The sequence below is a fragment of the Lacticaseibacillus boliensis genome, assembly GCF_054784775.1.
The window spans coordinates 1-23024 of the sequence record NZ_BAAIHN010000023.1; the positions used below are offsets into that span (position 1 = coordinate 1).

General features: G+C 55.8%; 24 protein-coding genes and 1 pseudogene. 18 read left to right on the top strand and 7 right to left on the bottom strand.

The window, feature by feature from the left end:
- The 4 genes and pseudogenes from ACYVRB_RS09760 to ACYVRB_RS09775 form a co-directional block, all read left to right on the top strand.
- Nucleotides 1-4340 (top strand): annotated as a pseudogene (locus ACYVRB_RS09760) (hypothetical protein); the annotation flags it as partial.
- Between the two features lie 96 nt (nucleotides 4341-4436).
- Nucleotides 4437-5426: a glycosyltransferase family 2 protein gene (locus ACYVRB_RS09765; protein ID WP_461215114.1), complete on the top strand. Its 990-nt coding sequence runs from the start codon at nucleotides 4437-4439 to the stop codon at nucleotides 5424-5426.
- On the top strand, nucleotides 5419-6360 hold the full coding sequence (locus ACYVRB_RS09770; RefSeq protein WP_461215115.1) for a glycosyltransferase family 2 protein: 942 nt from the start codon (nucleotides 5419-5421) through the stop codon (nucleotides 6358-6360). The genes ACYVRB_RS09765 and ACYVRB_RS09770 overlap by 8 nt, the downstream gene beginning before the upstream one ends.
- Nucleotides 6357-7316 carry a glycosyltransferase gene (locus ACYVRB_RS09775; RefSeq protein WP_461215116.1) on the top strand — a complete coding sequence of 320 codons (960 nt, stop codon included), beginning with the start codon at nucleotides 6357-6359 and terminating at the stop codon, nucleotides 7314-7316. The genes ACYVRB_RS09770 and ACYVRB_RS09775 overlap by 4 nt, the downstream gene beginning before the upstream one ends.
- A gap of 65 nt (nucleotides 7317-7381) precedes the next feature.
- Here the strand turns inward: ACYVRB_RS09775 and ACYVRB_RS09780 are convergent, their stop codons facing one another.
- Nucleotides 7382-7813, bottom strand: coding sequence for a MarR family winged helix-turn-helix transcriptional regulator (locus ACYVRB_RS09780; protein WP_461215117.1), 432 nt, complete (start codon nucleotides 7811-7813; stop codon nucleotides 7382-7384).
- Nucleotides 7814-7921: 108 nt separating this feature from the next.
- Between ACYVRB_RS09780 and ACYVRB_RS09785 the strand changes: the two genes are divergently transcribed.
- From ACYVRB_RS09785 to ACYVRB_RS09815, 7 genes are all read left to right on the top strand, one after another.
- Nucleotides 7922-8221 (top strand): DUF2316 family protein, encoded by a 300-nt coding sequence (locus ACYVRB_RS09785; protein WP_461215118.1) that lies wholly within the window; start codon nucleotides 7922-7924, stop codon nucleotides 8219-8221.
- Nucleotides 8222-8237: 16 nt separating this feature from the next.
- Nucleotides 8238-8822, top strand: coding sequence for a nuclear transport factor 2 family protein (locus ACYVRB_RS09790; RefSeq protein WP_461215119.1), 585 nt, complete (start codon nucleotides 8238-8240; stop codon nucleotides 8820-8822).
- A 34-nt stretch (nucleotides 8823-8856) separates the two neighbouring features.
- Complete coding sequence (locus tag ACYVRB_RS09795) at nucleotides 8857-9453, top strand: sugar O-acetyltransferase (RefSeq protein WP_461215120.1); 597 nt, start codon at nucleotides 8857-8859, stop codon at nucleotides 9451-9453.
- 154 nt (nucleotides 9454-9607) lie between these two features.
- Nucleotides 9608-9727, top strand: a complete 120-nt coding sequence (locus ACYVRB_RS09800) for a putative metal homeostasis protein (protein WP_461215121.1) — start codon at nucleotides 9608-9610, stop codon at nucleotides 9725-9727.
- 113 nt (nucleotides 9728-9840) lie between these two features.
- Nucleotides 9841-10728: a metal ABC transporter solute-binding protein, Zn/Mn family gene (locus ACYVRB_RS09805; RefSeq protein WP_461215162.1), complete on the top strand. Its 888-nt coding sequence runs from the start codon at nucleotides 9841-9843 to the stop codon at nucleotides 10726-10728.
- Between the two features lie 99 nt (nucleotides 10729-10827).
- The gene (locus ACYVRB_RS09810; RefSeq protein WP_461215122.1) at nucleotides 10828-11085 is read left to right on the top strand and encodes a GlsB/YeaQ/YmgE family stress response membrane protein; all 258 of its coding nucleotides are present in this window, start codon (nucleotides 10828-10830) and stop codon (nucleotides 11083-11085) included.
- A 78-nt stretch (nucleotides 11086-11163) separates the two neighbouring features.
- On the top strand, nucleotides 11164-11535 hold the full coding sequence (locus tag ACYVRB_RS09815; protein WP_461215123.1) for a hypothetical protein: 372 nt from the start codon (nucleotides 11164-11166) through the stop codon (nucleotides 11533-11535).
- Between the two features lie 33 nt (nucleotides 11536-11568).
- Here ACYVRB_RS09815 and ACYVRB_RS09820 read toward each other — a convergent pair whose 3' ends face one another.
- Nucleotides 11569-13179, bottom strand: coding sequence for an FAD-dependent oxidoreductase (locus ACYVRB_RS09820; protein WP_461215124.1), 1611 nt, complete (start codon nucleotides 13177-13179; stop codon nucleotides 11569-11571).
- A gap of 112 nt (nucleotides 13180-13291) precedes the next feature.
- Here ACYVRB_RS09820 and ACYVRB_RS09825 point away from each other — a divergent pair, with 112 nt between their 5' ends.
- The gene (locus ACYVRB_RS09825; RefSeq protein ID WP_461215125.1) at nucleotides 13292-13591 is read left to right on the top strand and encodes a hypothetical protein; all 300 of its coding nucleotides are present in this window, start codon (nucleotides 13292-13294) and stop codon (nucleotides 13589-13591) included.
- 57 nt (nucleotides 13592-13648) lie between these two features.
- Complete coding sequence (locus tag ACYVRB_RS09830) at nucleotides 13649-13879, top strand: cytochrome b5 domain-containing protein (protein WP_461215126.1); 231 nt, start codon at nucleotides 13649-13651, stop codon at nucleotides 13877-13879.
- A 63-nt stretch (nucleotides 13880-13942) separates the two neighbouring features.
- Here the strand turns inward: ACYVRB_RS09830 and ACYVRB_RS09835 are convergent, their stop codons facing one another.
- Genes ACYVRB_RS09835 through ACYVRB_RS09855 form a run of 5 tightly spaced genes read right to left on the bottom strand, consistent with a single transcriptional unit; the run spans nucleotide 13943 to nucleotide 17673 of the window.
- Nucleotides 13943-14143 carry a hypothetical protein gene (locus ACYVRB_RS09835; protein ID WP_461215127.1) on the bottom strand — a complete coding sequence of 67 codons (201 nt, stop codon included), beginning with the start codon at nucleotides 14141-14143 and terminating at the stop codon, nucleotides 13943-13945.
- Nucleotides 14144-14172: 29 nt separating this feature from the next.
- Complete coding sequence (locus tag ACYVRB_RS09840; RefSeq protein WP_461215128.1) at nucleotides 14173-15273, bottom strand: alpha-hydroxy-acid oxidizing protein; 1101 nt, start codon at nucleotides 15271-15273, stop codon at nucleotides 14173-14175.
- A gap of 11 nt (nucleotides 15274-15284) precedes the next feature.
- The gene (locus ACYVRB_RS09845) at nucleotides 15285-15926 is read right to left on the bottom strand and encodes a nitroreductase family protein (protein WP_461215129.1); all 642 of its coding nucleotides are present in this window, start codon (nucleotides 15924-15926) and stop codon (nucleotides 15285-15287) included.
- Between the two features lie 15 nt (nucleotides 15927-15941).
- Nucleotides 15942-16787: an acetoacetate decarboxylase family protein gene (locus tag ACYVRB_RS09850; protein ID WP_461215130.1), complete on the bottom strand. Its 846-nt coding sequence runs from the start codon at nucleotides 16785-16787 to the stop codon at nucleotides 15942-15944.
- A 31-nt stretch (nucleotides 16788-16818) separates the two neighbouring features.
- The gene (locus ACYVRB_RS09855; protein WP_461215131.1) at nucleotides 16819-17673 is read right to left on the bottom strand and encodes an SDR family NAD(P)-dependent oxidoreductase; all 855 of its coding nucleotides are present in this window, start codon (nucleotides 17671-17673) and stop codon (nucleotides 16819-16821) included.
- A gap of 212 nt (nucleotides 17674-17885) precedes the next feature.
- On the opposite strand from ACYVRB_RS09855, the gene ACYVRB_RS09860 reads away from it, so the two are divergent.
- The 5 genes from ACYVRB_RS09860 (at nucleotide 17886) to phnC (ending at nucleotide 23015) form a co-directional block, all read left to right on the top strand.
- Nucleotides 17886-19352: a PucR family transcriptional regulator gene (locus tag ACYVRB_RS09860; RefSeq protein ID WP_461215132.1), complete on the top strand. Its 1467-nt coding sequence runs from the start codon at nucleotides 17886-17888 to the stop codon at nucleotides 19350-19352.
- A 61-nt stretch (nucleotides 19353-19413) separates the two neighbouring features.
- Nucleotides 19414-20361 (top strand): 2-hydroxyacid dehydrogenase, encoded by a 948-nt coding sequence (locus ACYVRB_RS09865; protein WP_461215133.1) that lies wholly within the window; start codon nucleotides 19414-19416, stop codon nucleotides 20359-20361.
- Between the two features lie 43 nt (nucleotides 20362-20404).
- The gene (locus tag ACYVRB_RS09870; protein ID WP_461215134.1) at nucleotides 20405-20755 is read left to right on the top strand and encodes a hypothetical protein; all 351 of its coding nucleotides are present in this window, start codon (nucleotides 20405-20407) and stop codon (nucleotides 20753-20755) included.
- 488 nt (nucleotides 20756-21243) lie between these two features.
- Entirely contained in the window at nucleotides 21244-22266 is a 1023-nt protein-coding gene (locus ACYVRB_RS09875; protein ID WP_461215135.1) for a phosphate/phosphite/phosphonate ABC transporter substrate-binding protein, read from the top strand.
- 17 nt (nucleotides 22267-22283) lie between these two features.
- Nucleotides 22284-23015 carry a phosphonate ABC transporter ATP-binding protein gene (phnC, locus tag ACYVRB_RS09880; RefSeq protein ID WP_461215136.1) on the top strand — a complete coding sequence of 244 codons (732 nt, stop codon included), beginning with the start codon at nucleotides 22284-22286 and terminating at the stop codon, nucleotides 23013-23015.
- Nucleotides 23016-23024: the final 9 nt, after the last annotated feature.

Below are 23024 nucleotides of genomic sequence, written 5' to 3' on the forward strand. Positions count from 1 at the left end.
AGACTCCGGCAACGGAAGACCTTAACAACGATGGTTCAATTGATGACAAGGATAAAGATCTGACCGGAGACGGCAAAGTCGATGAGAATGACTTTATCAAGGATATCAAGGGTGCCGACGGCGCCAGCGCGTATGAAGTTTGGAAGAATGGTAAAGACGTGAAGGATCTAAACAACGACAATACCATCGATGAAGCAGACTACGCGATCGCAATCAAAGGTGATACCGGCGATGACGGCTACAGCGCATGGTTGAAGATTCCGGCAACGGAAGACATCAACGAAGACGGTAGCATTGATGACAAGGATAAGGATCTGAACAAAGACGGGAGCGTCGATGGGAACGACTTTATCCAAGCCATCAAGGGTGCTACTGGTGCAGCAGGTGCCGACGGCCAAGATGGCCTGACGCCTAACGTTCGTGAAGTTCGCGGCGAAGATGGCGTAACTAACTATCAGTTCTATGTCATCGATGGTGACGGTAATGAAACCATTGTTGGCACGGTTCAAGCACCAAAGAACGGTGAAAATGGCAAGACACCGATAATGGAACCAATCACTGATGGTAATGGCAAGATTACTGGTTACGGCTTCTACTACACCAACGATGCCGGTGAAAAGGTATCTATGGGTACGATCAAAGCGCCTAAGGATGGCCAAACATCAACTGTTAAGCCACACACTAACGGTGAAGGCAAGACTGATGGTTACATTTTCACGCTGAACGGCGTTGATTACACGGTTCTCAATGGTAAAGATGGCGTTGATGGAGAGGACGGCGCAAACGGCAAGGATGCTGATCCACTGACGGTCACTGATACCACGATTAACGAAACCGGCGACACAGTGATTACCTTCTCTGATGGTTCTCATGTCACTGTGCCAAAGGGGCAGAAAGGGGATAACGCTCAGACACCTAACGTTCGCGCAGTCACAGACGAAGATGGCAAGACCAGCTATGAGTTCTATGTCACTGATAAGGATGGCAAAGAAATCCCTGTTGGTACGGTCGACGCGCCTAAGGATGGCCAGACGCCGGATGTTAAGCCGCATACTGACAGCGATGGCAACGTGGATGGTTATGTCTTCACCCTGAACGGTAAAGACTACATCGTCAAGAATGGGGAAGATGGTGCTGACTTAAACATTACCAATACCATTACTGACACAGATGGCAATACAATCATCATCTTCTCCGATGGCTCGCAAGTCACGGTTGCCAAAGGTGCAGATGGTAAAGACGGGGTTGACGGTCAGAACGGTCAAACACCTAAAGTTCGCGCAGTTCAAGGTGAAGATGGCACGACCAACTACGAATTCTACGTCACCGATCAGGATGGCAATGAAACCACGGTTGGCACGGTCGAAGCACCAAAGGATGGCGCTGCTGGTAAAGATGGCCAGACACCTCAACTTGAAGCAATCAAGGACGGCGATGGCAAGATCACTGGTTACGACTTCTTCTATCTCGATGATGAGGGTAAGAAGGTAGTTACCGGTAACGTTGAAGCACCAAAAGATGGTCAAACGCCTGAAGTCAAGCCACACACTGACAGCCAAGGCAATGTCGACGGCTACACGTTCACCCTTAACGGCGTTGATTACACCGTTAAGAACGGTAAGGACGGCCAAGACGGCGCAGATGGTAAAGACGGTGTTGACGGGACGAATGGTAAAGATGCGACACCGCTGACAGTCACCGGTTCGATCATTGATGAAGCCGGCAATACCCAGATCACCTTCTCTGATGGCTCCACCGTCACCGTAAACAAGGGTGAAAAGGGTGAAGCGGGTCAGACACCGCAGATCCGTGCCAAGGTCGGTGAAGATGGCACCACCAGTTACGAATTCTTCGTGGTAGGCGACGATGGCAAAGAAACGACAGTCGGCACTGTTCAGGCACCTAAGGACGGCGAAGACGGTCAGACGCCGCAAGTCGAACCGGTCACTGACGCGAATGGTAAAGTTACCGGCTACAGCTTCTACTACACCGATGAAAATGGCAAGAAGGTTCCAGTAGGTGTCGTGCCAGCACCTGCTGACGGTCAAGATGGTCAGACACCAACCGTCAAGCCACACACTGATACGGAAGGAAAGGTAGATGGCTGGACCTTCACGCTCAATGGCGTCGATTACACCGTGCTGAACGGGGCAAAAGGCGACAAGGGCGATCAAGGTGAGGCAGGCCAGACGCCACAAGTTAAGGTGGTTGAGAACTCTGACGGCAGCAAGTCCTATGTCTTCTACACCACCGGTGAAGATGGTAGCGAGCAGACAATCAGCACTATTCCGGCACCTAAGGATGGTGAAGATGGTCACACACCATCTGTTGAAGCAATTACAGATGATGATGGTAAGACCACTGGCTATAGCTTCTTCTACATTGGCAAGGATGGTAACAAAGTTCCTCTTGGCACAGTAGATGCACCGGCCGATGGCTTGTCAGCATTTGATCTATGGTTACAAGCAGGCGGCACCGATCTGAATAAGGACGGTAAAGTCGACCTGAACGATTACGAGCAGTTTAACAAGGGTGATACTGGAGCAACCGGGGCAACTGGAGCAACTGGGGCAACTGGAGCAACTGGGGCAACTGGAGCAACTGGAGCAACTGGAGCAACTGGGGCAACTGGAGCAACTGGAGCAACTGGAGCAACTGGGGCAACTGGAGCAACTGGGGCAACTGGGGCAACTGGAGCAACTGGGGCAACTGGAGCAACTGGGGCAACTGGAGCAACTGGGGCAACTGGGGCAACTGGAGCAACTGGAGCAACTGGGGCAACTGGAGCAACTGGGGCAACTGGAGCAACTGGGGCAACTGGAGCAACTGGGGCAACTGGAGCAACTGGAGCAACTGGAGCAACTGGAGCAACTGGGGCAACTGGGGCAACTGGGGCAACTGGGGCAACTGGAGCAACTGGGGTAACTGGAGCAACTGGGGCAACTGGCGCCACAGGTGATACTGGCGCCACAGGCGACACTGGGGCAACCGGCGATACCGGAGCTACAGGTGATACTGGCGCCACAGGCGACACTGGGGCAACCGGCGATACCGGAGCTACAGGTGATACTGGCGCCACAGGCGACACTGGGGCAACGGGCGATACCGGAGCAACCGGCGATACCGGAGCAACGGGTGATACCGGAGCAACGGGTGATACCGGAGCAACGGGTGATACCGGAGCAACCGGCGATACCGGAGCAACCGGCGATACCGGAGCAACGGGTGACACCGGGGCAACAGGCGATACCGGAGCAACGGGTGATACCGGGGCAACGGGCGACACCGGTGATACTGAGAACACCGGAATCGATCAAATTGGTATTGTGGGTGATGGTATTCAGGCAACGTTTATGAGCTTAGTTCCTGAGCCGGTTTATCAGATCAACGTTACCGACAATCCAGATGGTGGTGAAACTGGCACGCCAACCGGCGACCCAAGTGGCAACCCAACCGGTATCACGACAGGCACGCCAACCGGCGACCCAAGTGGCAACCCAACCGGTACCACGACAGGCACGCCAACGGGCGATCCGAGTGGTAACCCAACCGGTACCACGACAGGCACGCCAACCGGCGATCCGAGTGGTAACCCAACCGGTACCACGACAGGCACGCCAACCGGCGATCCGAGCGGCAACCCAACCGGTACCACGACAGGCACGCCAACCGGCGACCTAAGCGGCAACCCAACTGGCACCACGACGGGCACGCCAAGCGGCAACCCAACTGGTACCACAACGGGCACGCCAACCGGCGACCCGAGCGGCAACCCAACTGGTACCACAACGGGCACGCCAACAGGTGATCCGAGCGGCAACCCAACTGGTACCACGACAGGCACACCAACGGGCGATCCGAGTGGTAACCCAACCGGTACCACGACAGGCACACCGTCTGGCCAACAGACTGCAACAACGGATGTACCGGCACGTCAAACGACACGGGCGACGCTGCCAGATACGTTAGGGACTAGCGACGACGGCGATTCTGATCAAGTGACGAATCAGCGCGTTGCGACAACCACGCCTGCAACTCGGACGAGTCGGGTACCACTGGCTGACACACTTGGCACGACGACAAGTGTTGAGGCTTCCCCGGCTGATGCCACAGGCACCGAAACTGGTGCTTACGCAACTGGTAACACAGGTGCAGGCATCGAGGAATATGCGTCTGATCGTGCAGGCAATGCAAGTGGCAGACACACGCTACCTGATACAAGTGATGCAGGCAACGAGGCCTTGATCCTGGCCGGTGTTGGCTTAACGATCGCAGATGCTTTAGCGGCGTTTGCGGTAGCTAAGAAGCGGCGCGATTCCGATGAGGATCCGCTGTACTAAGCTCACAGTCATGTGAGTTTTACGCAAGCTGGGTACCTTGGGCAACCAAGGTAGTCAGCTTGTTCTTACATATAAATGTGGAAGAGGTAAAATACAATGAAACTACTTTCGATCATTATTACCTATCACAATGAAACACCAGAGCAAGTCCGCCGGGCGTTTGCGAGTGTGACGATGCAAGTGGGGATCTCTTTTGCAGATATCGAGGTGCTGCTGGTCGGCGATGGTGTTGCCGCGCTGCCAGATGCTTTGTTCCCGGCGCCTAAGGGGTTGTTTGTCCGGCAGCTGACCTATCGCCCGAGCCTCGGGGCAGGCGTAGCCCGGCAAACCGGAATCGATAACACGACGGGTCGCTACTTCATGTTCATCGATGCTGATGACGTGTTGCAGGATGTTTTCGCCTTGCGAGACATGCTGGCGCCGGTGGAAACGAACGATTATGATGTCGTTATCGCGCGTTATACGAAACAACAGCGTTTCCAACGGCAAGAAAATTATGCTTTATCGGCGGAATATGACTGGAAAGGCGCCTATGCGAAGCTATATAATCGAGCTTATATAGAGCGGATTGGTTTGCGCTGGCGGCCGGATCTGCGGATCTTTGAAGACACCTATTTTGTCGGGTTGGCCTGCGAGCTGGCGCAACGGCGGCAATACCTGAACCGCTCAGTGTATGTGTGGCTGTGGAATCCCGCTTCAACGGTACGCAAAGACAACCATGCCTTCGATCATCAGCTGCATGTCTGGGCGCGCTCTAACCGATACAGTCTGGCTGTTTTGCACGACCAAAAGCCGTCGGTATGGCCGCGGGACTTTTATGAGTACATGGCGGATCTGTTCTATCGCGTGAAGGTGCACGTGCCGGCAGATCCAGCCGCGCTGATCAAAGAACAAACCGCGTTGCTGGTCGCCAACCGGATGCTGTGGACTGCAGAAGGGCAAGACCAGATTCGCAAAACGATCCTGAAGCTACAAGAACCTGGCGGCACTTATGCCGGGCAGTCGCTGGAAGGGTTAGACGCTTATCTGGCCGCGCAGATGGCGTATTTGAAACGCGCATATGAACAGGAGGTCGCCAATGGCTGAACCGTGGTTGAGCCTGATCATTCCCTATAATTCGAATTACGGGGCCGATTTTGACCGCGCATTGGCTTCTGTATTCACTCAGATTGGAGTAGACTTAACTCAAGTCGAAGTAATCGCTGTCAACGATGGCGGGCCGGCGTTGCCTGACTCGGTCACGAAGCGCTGGCCGCTTCGCCGGTATGCGTTAGCGCAAAGTGCCGGCGCCGGGGTGGCCCGGCAGGTGGGGATCGATCACGCGCGCGGTGAGTATGTGATGTTCATGGATGCAGACGATATGTTGGCCAGCCCCATGGTGTTGCATGATTTCTTTGAAGCGTGCGCTGATCAGCCCGACGTGGTGTTGGCGCCGTTTTGGGGGGAATCACGCGCCGGAGACGGGGTCGCTTATGATGTCCATCCGGCCAATAATCACGCCGCCGTTTACGCCAAGGCTTACCGGCGGGCGTTTCTTGAACAGCTCGGCTTGCGGTTTCACCCGGCGTTGCGAGTTTATGAAGACGTGTATTTTGTGGCGCTGGCACTGGATTTTGCCCAGACCAAAGTGATGTTGACGAATCCCGCCTACATCTGGCGTTTGAACTGGCAATCGACCGGCCGCCGAGAAGGCTTTTCCATGGTCCATGACGGCGCGGCCTGGGTGCAATCGGGCAGATTGCGCCTGCAGTTTTTGCAGGCGCATGAAGCGGACCGATTGGCGCATGACTTCTACGAGTTGCTGGGGGACATGTACGTACACATGCAGCAGTATTCACCGCATGACCCCCAAGCTGTGGCGCGTGAAGTTAAGCAACTGCTGCAAGAGAATCGCAAGTGGTGGCAACTGCCGCGCGTGCCGGCATTAGTCCGGGAGCTGGCGGTCAAAAAGGCGCAGGCGCGTGATCTCGACACCGCTGCCGTCGACGGGTATCTCAACTATTTGGAGGAACTAGCGTGAGTAAGACTTTGAGCCTCATCATTGCGATGGAATCGGCGACCGTGCAGGATCTCGTGGTCCCGCTGTCGTCTGTTAATAACCAGCTGGGCGTTGATTTTCGCCAGATCGAAGTGTTGTTGATCGATAACGGCCGCTACCAGCTGGAAGATCTGGAGCCGCTGCGGGTCTTCAACCGCCTGAAGTTTCGCTATATCAAGCCAGCTAAGATCTGGTCTTGGCCGACGGCGTTTGAGCAAGGCTTGTTGCTGGCAACCGGTAAATATGTCGTCTTCATGGGGCCCAACATGCAGTTCAACTCGGTCGATGTGTTGCAGCAGGTCTTTGCGGCCATCGAAGCGCATCCCGACGCGCAACTGTTCTCCGGGCTGCTTTTGCGAGAAGAGATGCAGCCGGATCGCAGCTTCAACTACGACGTGGAGGCGACGACGCATCTGTTGCGCGGACGCTTCATTGACCGGGCGTTGATGATGCAAAGTGCGATCAAGTTCGAAGATTTTGGCGCCTACACCGAGCCTTTCGTTGGCCAGTTGGTCGAAGCGGTCGCCCATGACCCGCAACAGTTGGACAAGGCCGTTTCCGTTCAGTTTCTCGGACGGACTGTCTCGGATGCGGTGTTGCCACCGGCGCCGGCCAAACTCCAGCTGGATTGGGTGCGGATGATGGCGCGCTATCTGCACTTGTTGGAAAAACTCGCCCCGGAACGGTATGTGCAGACGCTGGCCGAAACGATTGTGCGGTTTTATTCGCAAGCCGGCCAAGACGCGGCCATGACGGCTCAGATGGCGGAACTGACCGCGCAGAACGCACCACAGTGGCCGCAGGTGCTGGCGTTTGTCAACAATCTGCAAAGCGCGGATAAAAACGCTGCCGCGCCATGGAACGCTGAGCCATCACGCTTTCAGGCCTATCTCCAACGGGTGTCACCGCTCAAAGCGGAAGTTTCGACGCAGGCATAACGGCCACAATAATAGCGCCACTGATCGGTTTTCGGTCAGTGGCGCTATTTACGTGCAAATGGGGATCAGCTTAACGACACCTGGGCGTTGATCCGCTTCAACAACTTGAGGAGCACGTTTTTTTCGTCTGGGGTCAGCGGGGCGCTGACGCGTTTTTCCAATTCGATGAATACGGCGTGCACCGACTGGACGAGCTCTTGGCCTTGTGGAGACAGGTACAGCTGCTTTTGCCGTTCGTTATCCGTTGCCACGCGCCGCACGACCAACTCTCGGGCTTCGAGAGCCTTCAAAATATTGGTCGTCGTCGCTTCTTGTTTGCCCAAGTAGTGGGACAGCTTGCGCTGGATGGCCCCGGGATGGTCGGCGATGAAGTTCAACGCTTGGGCTTGAACGACATTGAGGCCGTGTTGTTTGAGTTGATGGGAGATGAATTGGCGTTCGTCGCGCGTGATTTGGAAAATGTTTTCGACCAGCTCGTCTTGGGTTCCGAGATCCATAAGTGCCTCCACTAAGTTAAATTAACAAGTTTTAGATTGACAACTACATCTGATACGATTATTCTATACCTTGTATTTACAAGCTTATTCTACCACACGGAGGCCAATATGTCTTTAACCCCAGCACAAACGCAAGCCACTCGTCATGAATTTCAAGAAAACATCCGTCGTTGTCACCTTAGTTTAGCAGATATTGCAGTTGCATTGGGGACGACGCCGGCAGTCATCGCCCAATCAATCGATATGCATCCGCGCCGCATCGATGACAACTGGATCATTCGCAACTACTTACTCGATTACATGAATGCCCACCATATCGACGGGGTGCCGTTCAGCGCCTTGACCGGTGATTATCATCGCTATTGTTTTTTAGATGCCGCCGTCATCGAACGCGGCAAGATTGCTTAATTCAAGGAGGACAAACATGTCAGCAATCGAAACAATCAGTCAATTAGTTTTGTGGGAGCGCCAGGCCCGCGGCCGCGGGCTCAATGAAGAACTCGCCAACTGTTATTGGGAAGACGGCACGGTGACCACCAGTTGGTCGACCGGCAACGCGCGGGCGACCTTCGTCGGACAGCGGCCAGTCGACTATGCCACCGCCTTACCGCTTGTCGGCCGCTACGCCGCGCCAATCGTCCACGTTAACGGCAATCGCGGGTACGCGGAACTGCCGTCGACCACGAAACACTGGGTGCAACTCGATGGCAACCTCGCCATTGTCGAATCGTTCATGCGCCTGATCTACTGCGTGGAAAAACGCGGCGACGAATGGAAGATCAGCGACATGACCGCCATCGACGAGGCCGATACCATCGCCCCTGAGATTCCAGGGACAGATCTGCACATCGATGCCAAGCTCGCCCACAGTCTTCGTTCCTCTTACCGCTGGTTAGCTTACACCCGGATCAAGGCCGGTGGCAAGATCGGCCAAGACGGCATCGGGATCGACCAACCGGAAACCGTTCAACCCGTGTATGATAGAGCTGAGGCGTGGTTGGCGCAATAAGTGTGATGTTGTTGCGACGCAAGGGGGAGATCAAATGGATTTAGCGGAAAAGTTTGCCTATATGGCCAGCGGGAAGCCTTACAATGATCTGGATCCGTTGTTGGATAAGGTGCGAACGCGTGCAACGTTGATGGCTAACCGGCTGAATCGTGAAGACGATCCCGAAGCCAAAGAACAGCTCGTCCGGGAGTTGTTTGGCAGCGTCGGAAAAAATCCTGTGGTCAGCCCCAATTTTCGTTGCGAATTCGGCCGAAACATTCACGTCGGCGACCATTTTTTTGCCAACTACGATTGCACGATCCTCGATGGCGGCCAGGTGACGATCGGCGACCGGGTGCTTTTCGGACCCAAGGTCGGGCTGTACACGACCAACCACTTGTTCGACGCCGAAGAGCGCGAGCTTGGCGGCTGTGTTGCCAAGCCAATCACGATCGGCAACCGCTGCTGGCTGGCGGCCAATGTCTCGGTGATGCCCGGCGTTTCGATCGGGGATGACACGATCATCGGGGCCAACAGCGTGGTGACGCGAGACGTTCCCAGCAACGTGATCGCCGCCGGCAACCCTTGCCGCGTGTTGCGCAAGATCACCCTCCAAGACAAAACCGGCTTTGCCGGTAAGGACGACTTTTAAATCATGCGCTCAACGCCTGCGTCTGACGATTCAACCTGAATCGTCAGACGCAGGCGTTTTGTGTTGGCGTCGAAAGCAGGATTGACAGGTCGCGGAGAATCAGATAAACTGATGCGTGTTGTTATTCGTAACCATTACGTTTAAGGAGAATGTTATGGAAAAAATTGACCTAGCCAGTGCCCGGCGCCGGCTAAAAAGCGGCAATCTTAAGACACGCAAGCGGGCGTTGAAAGTGTTGCACGAAGCCAAACGCAACCGCCAGAAAATACGGTGAGTGCTGATTTTCGTCTCCGCCAAAATGTAAACCGTAGCCGATGCGGGATACAAGTCAAGGGATGGCCACATCCCAAACATAGCACCAGTTAAAGAAAGGATACCGACATGAAAATTTCCAAATTCCTGCTTGGCTTGGCAATCACGCTCACCTTGGGCATCGTGCTGATGGGCTGTCGAAGCCCCCAACGTGCTGCCAGCCACGACAAGCTGAACGTTGTGGCTAGTGTCGATTTTTACGGTGAAGTGGCCAAGGCCGTGTTGGGCGATCACGGGCAGGTGACCGAAATCATCGACCGCCCCAACGTCGACCCGCATGATTATGAACCGACCGCCACAACCGGTAAGCAAGTCGCCAAGGCCGACGTGGTGGTCACCAACGGCGCCGGCTACGATAGCTGGATGAATAAACTGGTCAAAGGCAGTGGCAATGGGGTGGCTACTGTTTCGGCCGCGAAGGTGGTCGGGGTCAAAGACGGCGAGAACGAACATATCTGGTATAAACCACAAACCATGCCTAAGATGGCCAATGCTTTGGCGAAAGCATTCGGGAAGCAAGACCCAGCCCATAAGGCCGACTACAAGCGCAACGCCAAGCGCTACATCGCTGAGTTGAAGCCGCTGTTGGCGCTGATCGATAAGCTGAAGGCCAATGCCAGTGGCAAGCGCGTGGCGGTTTCCGAGCCGGTGTTTGTCAACGCGTTGAATTATCTCGGCTATCAGGTGAGTGACGCGCATTTTGCCAACGCCATCGAAGAAAGCACGGATCCCAGTCCTGCCGACATCAGGCGCTTGGAAACAGACATCAAGCAGCACAAGATCGCGTTTTTCGTTCAAAATACGCAGGTGCAAAACAAGGTCGTCGATCATCTCGTCAAGCAGTGTCGAGCCGCGGGCGTGCCGGTCTTGAAGGTGACCGAGACGCTGCCCGCCGGGAAAACCTACACGGAATGGATGACGGCGCAATATCAAGCACTCGAGAAGATCCAAACTGAGCAGTAAGGTGTCAAAGTTGCATCCGGTGGCGGTAATTCTTTACCATTAAGTTAAGGGCAAGGTAGCCCGAGTTTTTAGTCAATCTTGAAAGAGAGGTGCAACAACATGCTACATCTACTCTGGGTCTTGTTGATCGGGATCGTGATTGGCGCAATTGGTTCGCTGATCGTTGGCCGTGACATGCCGGGTGGTTGGATCGGCAACCTGATCGGTGGTTTACTGGGTGCTTGGTTGGGTGAACGCCTGCTAGGTGCGTGGGGTCCTCAGGTTGCCGGGATGGCCGTGATTCCTGCAGTGATCGGCGCGATGGTGGTTGTCTTCATCGTCTCGCTGATCATCGGTGCCAGCCGGAAGCGGGCTTGACCGCTTAAGCGTCACAAGTTGTGGCGCTTTTTTTGTGCGTGCGGTATGCTGTATCAAAAATGAAGTGGAGAGCTACTGATGTCACAACAAACGGCGAATCAAGCCGCTGTGCAAGTTTATCGTGCCACGATTCGCAATTGCCAGCGCATGCAACCCAAGTTTGCACCGGAGACGCCACAGGCGACGTTGCTGGTCAACCGGATCGCGGCGTTACAAACCGTGATGGCACTGGTCGATGGCGGGCCCCAGCCAGATGCAGTGGCGTGTCGGCAGGCGTTGGCGCCGATTCGCTCGATCATCCATAAGCTGACCGTTGCGCAGGCAAAACAAACCGTTGACTCAGCCACCTATCGCCGTTTGGCGGCGATGCTTTCTGCCATGCAACTGGGAGAGCAGGTTTTGCAGGCACGGTTAGCTGAAGATGACAAAAGCACCCATGCGAGAGCATAGGTGCTTTTGAGATGTGCAAAACACAGGTACTTATTAGGTGACGATCTTGACGTCAAAGCCGTTGCCGGCCAGGATCCGGGTGGCGTTGTACGGTCCGAGCCCGAGGCGTTCGATGATGTAAATCGTCTTGGCTTTAGGCAGTTCATCGAGCCGGTCGCGTAGCTGGCTGAGCGGAATGTTACCGTCTGCGGCGATGGTGCCCGATTGCGGCCGGCCGGGCTCGCGGATATCCAGAAAATATCCTGAAGCGCGCGCAGCCGGGGATAGGGATGCCAGTGTCACCGTGTTTGCCAATTGCGTCATGCGGTTGATTGCAACGTAGCCGGCGACGTTCAAGATGTCGCGGCTGGATGAATACGGTGGCGAGTAGGGGAACTCGATGTCAGGCAGGTCGTTGACGGTCAGGCCACCGGCGATCGCGGTGGCAAGCTCGCCGGAGCGCTTGTCGACACCGGAATGGCCGATGAACTGGCCGCCGTAGAGCTTACCGGTGCCTTTTTGATAGATCAGCTTCACGTTGACCCGCTGGGCGTTGGGATAGAAGAAGGCGTGGTCAAAAGGCGTGATCGTGGCGGCGTCGTAGTCGGTGATCCCGGCTTGCTGGAGTGTGGTTTCCGTGTAGCCGACGTTGCTGGCGGTGAGGTCAAAGACCTGTGCGACGCTGACGCCGATAAAACCCGGGTAGCGTAGCGGTTCGCCGTTGATGATGTCTGCCAGCAGGTGCCCTTGGCGGTTGGCGGCGCTGGACAAAACGCTGGGGACACGCTTGCCGGTGATGCGGCTGGTGGTTTCGATCACGTCGCCGATCGCGTAGACGTCTGGCAGCTCGGTTTGCAGACGGTCGTCGACGGGGATGTGGCCGTCTTCTGCCAAAGTGATGCCGGCGGCTTGGGCCAGCGTGTTGTTCGGGGCGACGCCGGTGACGACGATCAACATGTCGGTGGTTAACTGGCTGCCGTCTGCCAGCTGCAGGGTGTGGCCGTTATCGCTAACGGCGACGACGGCGGTGTTGGTGCGCAGGTCGACGCCGTGGGCTGTGATCTCTTTTTCGAGCAGTGCCGCCATGTCACCGTCGTAAGGCGCCATGATGTGTTCTGCTTGGTCGATCAAGATCACGTTGAGCCCGCGGTGGCGGAAGTTTTCTGCAAGTTCAACCCCGGCAGCGCCTGCGCCGAGCAAGGTGATGGTTTGCGGCTGGTGGGCATCGATGAAAGCCTTGATCTTGTCAGCGTCGCTGATGCTACGAATAGTGAATGCATCCTGGGCATTGGCCAACCCCGAGATCGGCGGCAAGATCGGGCTGGCGCCGGTGGCGATCACCAGCTTGTCGTAGCTTTCTTGGTAGGTACGGCCGTCTGTGAGGGATTGGACCTGCAGCGTTTTGGCGGTGGAATCGATCGCCAAGACCTCTGTTTGCACCCTGACGTCGATATTATTTTTCTGCTTCAAAATTTCCGGCGTGCGTTCGATCAGCGACTCGCGGTCGGTGATGATCCCACCGAGATAATAGGGTAAGGCACAACTGGCATACGAGATGTGTTCGCCGCGTTCAAAAAGGATGATCTCTGCTTCTTCGTTCAACCGCCGTAGCCGGGTCGCAAATGATGGCCCCGCCGCGACGCCACCGATAACCACAACTTTCATAGAATAAACCTCCTTGTTAGGTTAGTGAAACCGCTTTATACTTGCATTGTACCGATATTTCTTAGGAGACGCAATTTTGATCGTTAGCCAACGCCACTCGGAGGTGGAAGCGATGCAACGTCACAATCTGCGAGCACCATTTATCGTCGGGATCCTGGGGGCGGCGTTTGTCGCCGTGGTGGGAGTCATCATCAAAAATGTGCCCGTCACCAACGTCGGCATGGTTGGCGCTGGCATCGTCGTAATCTGGGCAAGCTGGGCGCTGACGTTTGGCAAACACACAGAGTTGTTGGCCGGCGCCAGCGAGCCGGTCACGTTGGGCAAAGGCGGCCAGGTGCTGGTGTGGTTGCTTGGGGCGATCTTGTTTATCGCCGGGGTCAGCCTGCTGGTCGCGCCGTGGTTGGCGGCTTAATTTGGGCTGGTGGCGCTTACCTTGACAATGGTACAATGGCGTTAAAGGAGGGATCTCATGCAAACATTCACACTTGAAGAACTGAAACACTATGATGGCCAAGACGGCCGTGCCGCTTATGTAGCGGTCGACGGCACGGTTTATGATGTCAGCAAAGTCGGCCCTTGGCAAGGCGGGACGCATCACGGCAACTATGCGGGCCAAGACCTATCCCAGGCGATCACTCACGCGCCACATCTGAAGACGGTGTTGCCTAAACTCCCGGTTGTCGGGAAGCTGCAAGCATAGAAACATAAAAAGCACCGCTGTTGCGTCCGAAGGCGTGACAGCGGTGCTTTGTTTTTCTCGGTCTCAGCTTTGTGGTGCTAGCTGGGCCAAACAGGTCTCGATGATCTGCCAGTTGGCCGGTGAATACGGATCGATCGTCGCTGGCAAGATCTGCTTGAGTGCTTGTTGCAGGTCTTTTTTGGCGGCTTCGGTCAGCTGGGCATCACGGTAAAAGGGGTGATCAAGCGCCAACAAGGCGTCGCGAATCGCGGTGGTGGTATCCATGCGCGTTACCCTCCTTTGACGAGCGGCGATTAGCGCAGATCATAGTGAAGCTTTTTGACGTCTTCGATGGTGGCACAGCCGGTGAGTTGCATGGCGATGTTGAATTCCATCTTCAGATGCTCTGCGACTGCCCGAACGCCGGCGTAGCCACCCAAGGCCAAGCCGTAGCTGAACGGCCGCCCGACGGCTACGAGGTCAGCGCCTAAGGCCAAGGCCTTGAGGACATGGGTGCCGCGTTGAACGCCGCCGTCGAAGATGATCGGGACTTCGTGGTTGACGGCTTTGGCGATCGCCGGTAGACAATCGATCGAACCCGGCGCGCCGTCGACTTGGCGGCCGCCGTGGTTAGAGACATAGATGCCGGCAGCACCGGCGTCGATGGCGGCGACGGCATCGCGAGGATCTTGGATGCCTTTGATAATGATCGGCAGTTCTGAGTAGTCTGCCAGCTTTTTGATCAGCGGCAGATCCAAGGCCTGCATCGATTCCTTGAACAAGCCGCCGGCGCCGACGCCGGTTTGCCCGGTGTTGTAGCCATCGAGGTTGGCGATCTTGCCGCGCAGGTGGTAGTGGTTGATGACGTCGAGCTCACGATAGCCGCCAAGTGTGGAGTCTGCGGTCAAGATGATCGCCAAGGCGTTGGCTTTGCGCGCTTCGTCGAGCAGATACTTGCAATAATCCCAGTCTTTAGGCATGTAAAGCTGGAACATGTAAGGCGCGCCGTCTGAGACCGCAGCGGTTTCTGCGATCGTCTTGGAGGCAAAGGTGCTTTGCGACATCATGATGCCGGCTTCTTTGGCGCCGCGGGCGAGGCCGATCTCACCGCTGGAATGCGCGAGCGTGTTGCCGGCTATCGGCGCGGTCATCAACGGCGATGCGAGCTGTGCGCCCATGAACGTCGCGGTTTGATCGGGATGGTCGATGCCTTGTAAGACCCGTGGCAGAATGCTGATGTTGGCGAAGTCTTCGGTGTTGCGGCGCATCGTGATGCCGTCGTCTGCGGCTTCTGCGATGTAGCCAAACTCACCGGGACCCATCACGGCACGGGCGCGGTTTTTCAAGCTGGCGAGGTTCAACACGTCGATGTTTTGCACCTTACCAAATGGTGAAGTTGGGGTTGCGGTTGGCATACGATCATCTCCTAGAGAAATTCAGTTTGGGTCTTGGCGTCATAGCGCTGGGTCTTCAAGACTTCTGCGTCTGCGGCTGGCTTGCCCAAAGCGACGGCCATGACCGGCACGTAGCGTTCTGGATCCAAGCCAACAGCCGGGATCACCGTCTTGAAGTCGTAGCCAGAAAACGGGTTGGCTTCATAGCCATGGGCCCGAGCAACCAACAGCAGCTGCATGCCGACCATCGCGCCATCGAGCGTTGAATCTAGCATCAAGAAGTTCTTGTCTGCATGCTCATACAGCGGCAAGAAGGTGTTGAAGATCTGGTCGAGCTTCTCTTTGGAAATCTTGCCGGCTTCGTAAACCTTTTGCCAGACGTCACGATATACCAGGTGGCTTTGGGTGTCGCCGGCGATGAAGACGATTGCAGAAGCGGAGTCGACCTGCGGATAGTTGAACTTCATGGCCGCTTTCTTAAACTTCGCCTTGGCTTCTGGGGTATCGATGACGACAAAATGCCAAGACTGCAAGTTGCAAGCAGAAGGTGCCGTGGTGGCGCTGGCGATCATCGCTTGGATCTCATCGCGGTCGATTTTAACTGACGGGTCGAATTGACGGACGGAATGCCGGTTAAACATCACGTCTTCAAAATTATTATTTTTAACAGTCATATCAAGCACTCCTTTTTAGAATGAATAGCTGGTCGCGGCAGGATCGCATACCCCATGGTCGTAGCGCCCGGTGATCAGATAAGGGGCGGTGGCTTCTGCAGAAACGGCCTCGAGGTTCAGCGTCTTGAACATCGTGGAGGTCTTGAAGTGGTACCAGCCGGCGCCCAGTGGCTTCAAGACTGGCAATTCGCCCAGCGGATCGTCTTCGGTCGAGTCGAGCTTCAGGCTCAGCTTACCTGGCTTCAAGTCGTCGGTGAAGGACTTCATCTGAGTAGCGACCAATTCGACGTTGGTGAAGTGGTTGGCGCCTTGGTCGTCTTGTTGCAGATCGTAGTTGAAGAAGAAGCTATTGGTTTGGACTTCTTGGTTCAACGGCATCATCGACGCGAATTGCTTCAAGAAGGACGGATCGTTGATCTCGCCGGCATCCCAGTCGAGGTCCAACAAGGTCTTACCATGGCGAACGACGCAGGCATGGGCGTGGTCGCCGGTGCGCTGCAACTCGATGTGATCTGCCAACTTCTTCGGAATCCCAGCGCCTTCACGGCCGGCAACCAAGCCGGCTTCTGCGCCTGGACCAGACAGCAACAATTCGAACGGATAGGCGCCCACCATCTTGTCTTTGTAAGAAACCATCGCGTACAAGGTTTGCTCCAGATAAGGGGCACCAAAGGTTGGCTTGCCCATGTGGACCACATACCCGACAACGATCGGGGCAACGACTTTCAAAGGCGCCGGTACGAGGGCGGCGAGCTTGGCCGGATCGGTCGCATAAGCGAAGGCGAGGCCGCCTTGGTCGTTCATGCTTGGCAAGTTCAAGAAATTCTTGACGTCTGTTGCAGATGCTTTATAACTAGCCATAATTTTTTCCTCCTAATTGAATGACGCGCAGCTACATGATCCCGTCCATGACATGGACATCAGGCTTGCCGCCGTTGACGATGCGGTTGACCCGGTCGGTGATCAAGCCGTTGAATTCTGGATGGGTGAGGATGTAGAAGGTGTCGTCTTCCAAGGCCTTGAAGACCGTTGGCGCGATGGTGTCGATCGGGCTGCCATTGACGATGACATACTTGGCAAACTGTTGCCCCTTCAGATAAGCTTCGCTGCTGTAGTATGGATCGGACTTGTCGGTGTATTGGGCCGGACGGTGTTGTTCCGTGTGGTACAGGTCGGTTTGAACGAAGCCTGGGCACATGACGTGCATCTGAATGTCGGCGTTGATGCGTTGCAGGTCGTAGGCGGTTGCTTCAGTCAAGCCCACAGAAGCGAACTTGCTGGCGTGATAGGCCGGCATCCCAGGGGTGTCGAGCAACCCGGCGATGGACGCCACGTTCAAAATGGCGGCGTGGGTCTTTTGCTTCAACATGATCGGGATGATCTTGCGCATGGTATAGACTTGGCTCATGGTGTTGACGTGCATGATCCATTCCCAGTCGCGGACCGGCAATTCCCACATGCGCCCAGGCAACGCGATCCCGGCGTCGTTGATCAACACATCGATGCGGCCAAAATGCGCCATGGTCTTGTCGATCGCGTCGTTGATCTCGTCTTCTTTGGTGACATCTGCAGGAAGGACCAACGCGTCAGCGTCGCCCAGCTTGCCTGCGGTTTCTTTCAGTGCAGGGGCGTCGATATCGACCATCGCCAACTTCATGCCGCGCTTTGCTGCTTCGATCGCGATCTCGCGGCCGAACCCATGAGCAGCGCCTGTGATGAACATGACCTTATCTTTAAAATCTTTCATGATAATTGCTCCTTTTCACTATGCCTTGTGCGATAAACAACGCCCCGGGGACGAGGTCGAAAGTCTTTCGATCTCGTTTACACCTGTATAATAGCGCTTACATGGGCTATGCTAGTAGGGGGAAAGCCCACAAGCATCCACGCGACTTATTGTGGGAAAGCCACATGGTTGACAACTCGCCATGTGGTTACGATGAAATGGGAGGATCCACCATGTTAAGCGAAGACTTGTTGAACCAATTGGCGCAAACCTTGGCCTTAAGGCGATATCACGCCCCTAACGTCCCGATCTTGCGGGTCCAGGTGGCAGACGATACGCTCGAAGCGCCCAGTTCTGGAACGTTGTATCTCGATGTCGGGCCGCACCAAGTGACGCTGATCGTTTATGCCGGGCAAAAGGCTTGGTGTTTGGCGACAGTGACACTGGTCGCCGACGACAAGGTGTTGCCGTTGCGGCTGCTTGAAGAAGTCGCCGCCATGCTCGGCCAACCCTGCGACCAAACGGCACTCACCCAGCTGGCGATCGCCGCGATCACGGCGGATTTTGACACCACGCTCGCCCAGGCGGCGGGGATGCTCAATAACCCGCTGTTGGTGTTGAGCCTCGACGGCCAGCACATCTTGCGCACCACTAACGCTGCGGTGGGACCAGACAGTCCCGTCGGGCGGTTCTTGGCGACGCATGTGCCGGCGCTGGATCCGGATAATTTTTACCATCATCTCTACTTGACCAATCCAGACCAGTCCCCGATCCCGCTGTTGGTGACGCCGCTGTCTCACCACAACGATGCCTTGGGGTATCTGGCCATGGCGGTGTACGCCAAACCGATCGCCGCCAATCAAACCCAGCTACTGCCACTGCTCGGAAAGCTGGTCGCCAACGCCGCCGTGCAGGCGCATGTGATCGAACCGGCGGTGTCTGCGCGCGACCGGCTGGTGAATATGTTGTTGACGTCGCCGGTCGATTCCACCTTTGCCGCGCAGTTCCACCTGCAAAACGCGACGCTGCCGCATTCGATGGTGGTCGTGCGCGCCTATCCCAACGGCCAACAGACACTCGAAGAACTCAAAGAACAGCTGAAGTATCTGGCGACGCCGATGTTTAGCCAGTTTTTGATTACCATCCACCATCACCAATGCGTCGGCCTGATCACCGTCAGCCTGCAGGAATATCACGATTCGCATTTTCACGATCAGTTGACCAAGCTGGCAGCGCACGCCCGTTGTCATTTGATCGTCTCAAACCTCTACACCCGCCCGGAAGACACCGTCGCCGCTAACGCCGTGTGCGGACGGACGGCCAAGTTGCGGCTGGCGGAGCCGGTCGTGTTTTGTGAAGACGCATTTTTTGACTTGATGCTGACGCAGGTCAACGACGGGGCCGCAATCTTGCCATTTTTCATCAATCCGGCCATCAAGGCGCTGACCAGACACGACGCGACTTATCACACGGACTTGGTCTTGACGCTGCACGCTTATCTGCAGGCGACCTGCAACCAGGCAGAATGCGCTACGGCGATGTATATTCACCCCAACACCTTGCGCAACCGGCTGACGCGGATCCACAGCATCACCGGGCTAGACCTCAAAGACGCCAACACCTGCTTCAAGCTGGCCGCCAGCTTCAAAGTCATGCAATGCCTCAACGCCAACCACCTGCACAGCGGTGCCAAAAAATAGACGCTGACGCAAACATAGCGGTAAACTGGAAGCGACAAAATGAGTTTGAGGAGGAAATAAGATGGCAAAAATTGTCGTAGTAAACGGGGATGTCGTCGACTATGATCGCCGCATGGATTGGGCCAGCATCGGAGAAGACGTCGCGGTTTATGGCAGCACCCAACCGCAACAGCTGAGTGAACGCGCAAAAGGCGCCGAAATCCTGGTGATCAAAGAGCTGCCGATGGGAGCCGATCTGATCCAGCAGCTGCCAGATAGCGTCAAAATGATCGTGGAGGCGGGGACGGGGTATAACAACTACGACGCCCAGGCGCTGCAGGCGCGCGGCATCGCGCTGACGAACATCCCGGCGTATTCCACGCAGCGGGTGGCACACACCGCCATCATGTTGCTGTTGAATCTGGCCAGTTCGATGCAGACGCAGCTGCGAATGTTGGCTAACGGCGACCATCGCAATTTCAGCGACCACCTGCTGGTCGATCACATCGAGGTCAACGACAAGACGCTTGGGGTGATCGGGTTTGGCCACATCGGCCAAGAAATCATCAAGGTCGCCCAGGCGCTGGGCATGAAGATCCTTGTCAACACGCGCACGCCACGAGTAGACCGCGACGGCATCCACTTCACCGATCTGAAGACCTTGTTGCAGCAGAGTGATTTTGTGTCGCTGAACCTGCCGCTCACTGAACAGACCCACCATCTGATCGACGCGCAAGCACTTGCTTTAATGAAGCCAAGCGCGTTTTTGATTAACACCGCGCGCGGCGGCTTGGTCGACACCGAAGCGCTGGTCGTAGCACTTCAGCAAGGCCAACTCGCCGGGGCCGGCTTAGATGTGCAAGAAGTCGAGCCGCTGCCCGACGACAGTCCTTTGTTTAGCCTACCTAACGTGATCGTGACGCCGCACATGGGCTGGCGGGGACTTGAAACGCGCCAGCGTTTGGTCAAGCTGGTCGGCGCCAACATCACGGCCTGGCAGGCAGGCGACCCGATCAATCGGGTGCTTTAGCAACCGCTTTCAATGCGTTATACTAGGCATGGAGGTGGTCAAAATGGCGACAGTAACAAAACAGACGCTTGAACAACGGCTGCCACTGCTCGACTCGGTCCCGCAACACATCGTGCGCGCCTTGCCTGCAGGGAAGGTGGCTGATTATTGGGAGATGGCCAGCATTGGGATGCCCGACGTGTTGGCGCAAAAGGTGACCTTCACCGACACCGGAGAAGTGGCTGCAGTCACACCGATGCCTTTGGCAAGCGCGTTGACGCAGGCCAAAACGGCTTCCGGCTTCTTGCTCCAAGACGAAGCGGAAGCCGGCGTGTACTTTGCCACAACAGACGGTGATATCGCGATCGTTGCCAGCAAAGCACTTTGTCGCAGCGAAGATTGTCATTGCGGATAGGTTGAGCTGCCGGGCATGGGCGAAAGCGACTCCACCACGGCAGATCGACCTGCTTCCGTCGCTTTCACCCGCATCCTGGGTTTAACGTGTCGGGATGGTTGGCACAAACTTCTAGATGAGATAAAATGCCATCGTTTTGGGTCTGTATCTCTGGCTTACGTGCATGGCAATCGTATTCAGAAAGTCATCCAGATGCCTCTCGGTATGGGATGTGAGTCCGGAGGAAGAAGACGGCCGCACAGCATACCGCCATTGCCGGCGAAGCAGAGCTATCCCGTTTTTTTCTGGAGGACGGCCAACTTAATTTAATAGGAAGAAGGCGAGCCCATCAGTGGCTCGCCTTTTTTGGCGTTGTATCGGCAGCATACAGGAATTTTACGCGGCGGTGGGATCTTTTTCATAACCTTCACGTGAAGATGCGGGTATCTTTACACGGTATCGATACACTGATGTTGTTAGTTAATCGACCTTACCGAGGAGGAGTTATTTTGAAACTGAACAGCAAGCACGTCTTGGCCATGGTGGCCGCAGCAGGGTTATTGGCAACCGCCGCGGGTTGCAGCAGCAACAGCGCCAAGGCCGACAAAAACGGCAAGGCCTTGACGGTGGTTTTCCTGCCGTCAGAATCCAGCAAAGAACTCACCCCTGTCCGCACGGCAATGAGCAAGCTGATCCACAAGGCGACCGGCAAGCAGGTTAAGATCCAAACCACCACCGACTATAACGTTGCCATTCAGGCGTTAGCATCCGGCAAGGCGCAGATCGGCTTGATGGGGCCTGACAGCTATATCCAAGCCCGCAAGCAAAACGCCAACGTGAACCCGCTGGTGACCTACTCTGGAGAATCCGGCACGCTTAAAGACGCGCATTACTATTCATACCTGATGGTGCCAAAGGCCAAGGCAGATGCCTACAAGACCAGCGGCCAATACTCCTTGAAGACGCTGAAAAACAAGACGATTTCCTTTGTCGCAGCGACTTCCACTTCTGGGTTTGCGGTGCCGGCTGGGGCAATCGCCAAGACCAACGACGTGAAGCTCAGTGACCTGCAACAAGGCGGTAGCTTCTTCAAGAAGGTGCTATACGGCCAGTCCCATCCAGGCTCTGCCGTCAACTTGTTCAACGGCGACGCTGACGTGGCGGCATTTGACGACATCGACTTGACCCAATATGGTAGTTTCACCAACGACAAGACCAAGGCTGGCGCCGATTTCAAGATCAAGGCCGACGCCCCAGCACCGCTGAACGACGCCCGTAACAAGGAAAGCATCGCCATCGCCGCGGCCCAGGTCCAAAACGAACCGCTGGCGGTCAACACCAAGGCCGTGTCTAAGGCCGACCAAGCCAAGATCATCAAAGCGTTGACGTCTGAAGCCACGACAAAAGATCCGGCATTTTTCAGCAAGGCAGACGCGAAGACCCCTGGCCTGTTCACCCAAACCGGCAAGGTGCACTTCATCCACATCACAGACAAATGGTACGCGCCAACTCACCAAGTGTTAGGCGAGTAACCGACGAGAGGTAAGCCATGTTAGTTGTTGAATCGCTATGCAAGCAATACACGCCAGATAAGCCATCGCTTCAAGACGTCAGCTTCCAAGCGGCACCAGGCACCATCACCGCGGTGATCGGGCCGTCTGGTGCCGGGAAAACGACACTGTTGCGCAGCCTCAATCAGCTGCTCAAAGACGACAGCGGTGCCGTGTGGCTAGACGACCAAGACCTGCGCTTGTTGTCCAAGCGCCAGCTACAACAAGCACGGCGCGATATCGGGATGATTTTTCAAAACTACAACCTGATCGATTCACTGACGGTGATCGAAAACGTCTTGCACGGCTGTCTCGGCCGTAAGTCCACGCTGGCGGGGATGCTGGCCTTGTATTCGCCTGCACAACGAGAAGAGGCGTTGACGCTGATCAAGGAGATGGGGCTTGAAGATTTTGCCTATGTCGCCTGCAAGCGCCTGTCCGGCGGGCAAAAACAGCGCGTCGGGATCGCCCGGGCCTTGATGCAACACCCCAAGATGATCTTGTGTGACGAACCGATCGCGTCGCTGGACCCGAAGTCGGCGACGCTGGTGATGGATATCTTGCGCAAGCTGGCCGACGATAAAGACCTGATCGTCATCGTCAACCTGCATCAGGTCAGCATCGCCCGCGACTACGCCGACCATATCGTGGCGTTGAATCACGGCAAGCTGGTGTTTGACGACACCCCTCAGGCGCTGACAGAAGCGCAAGTCCAAGCGATTTACCGCTGAGAGGAGACG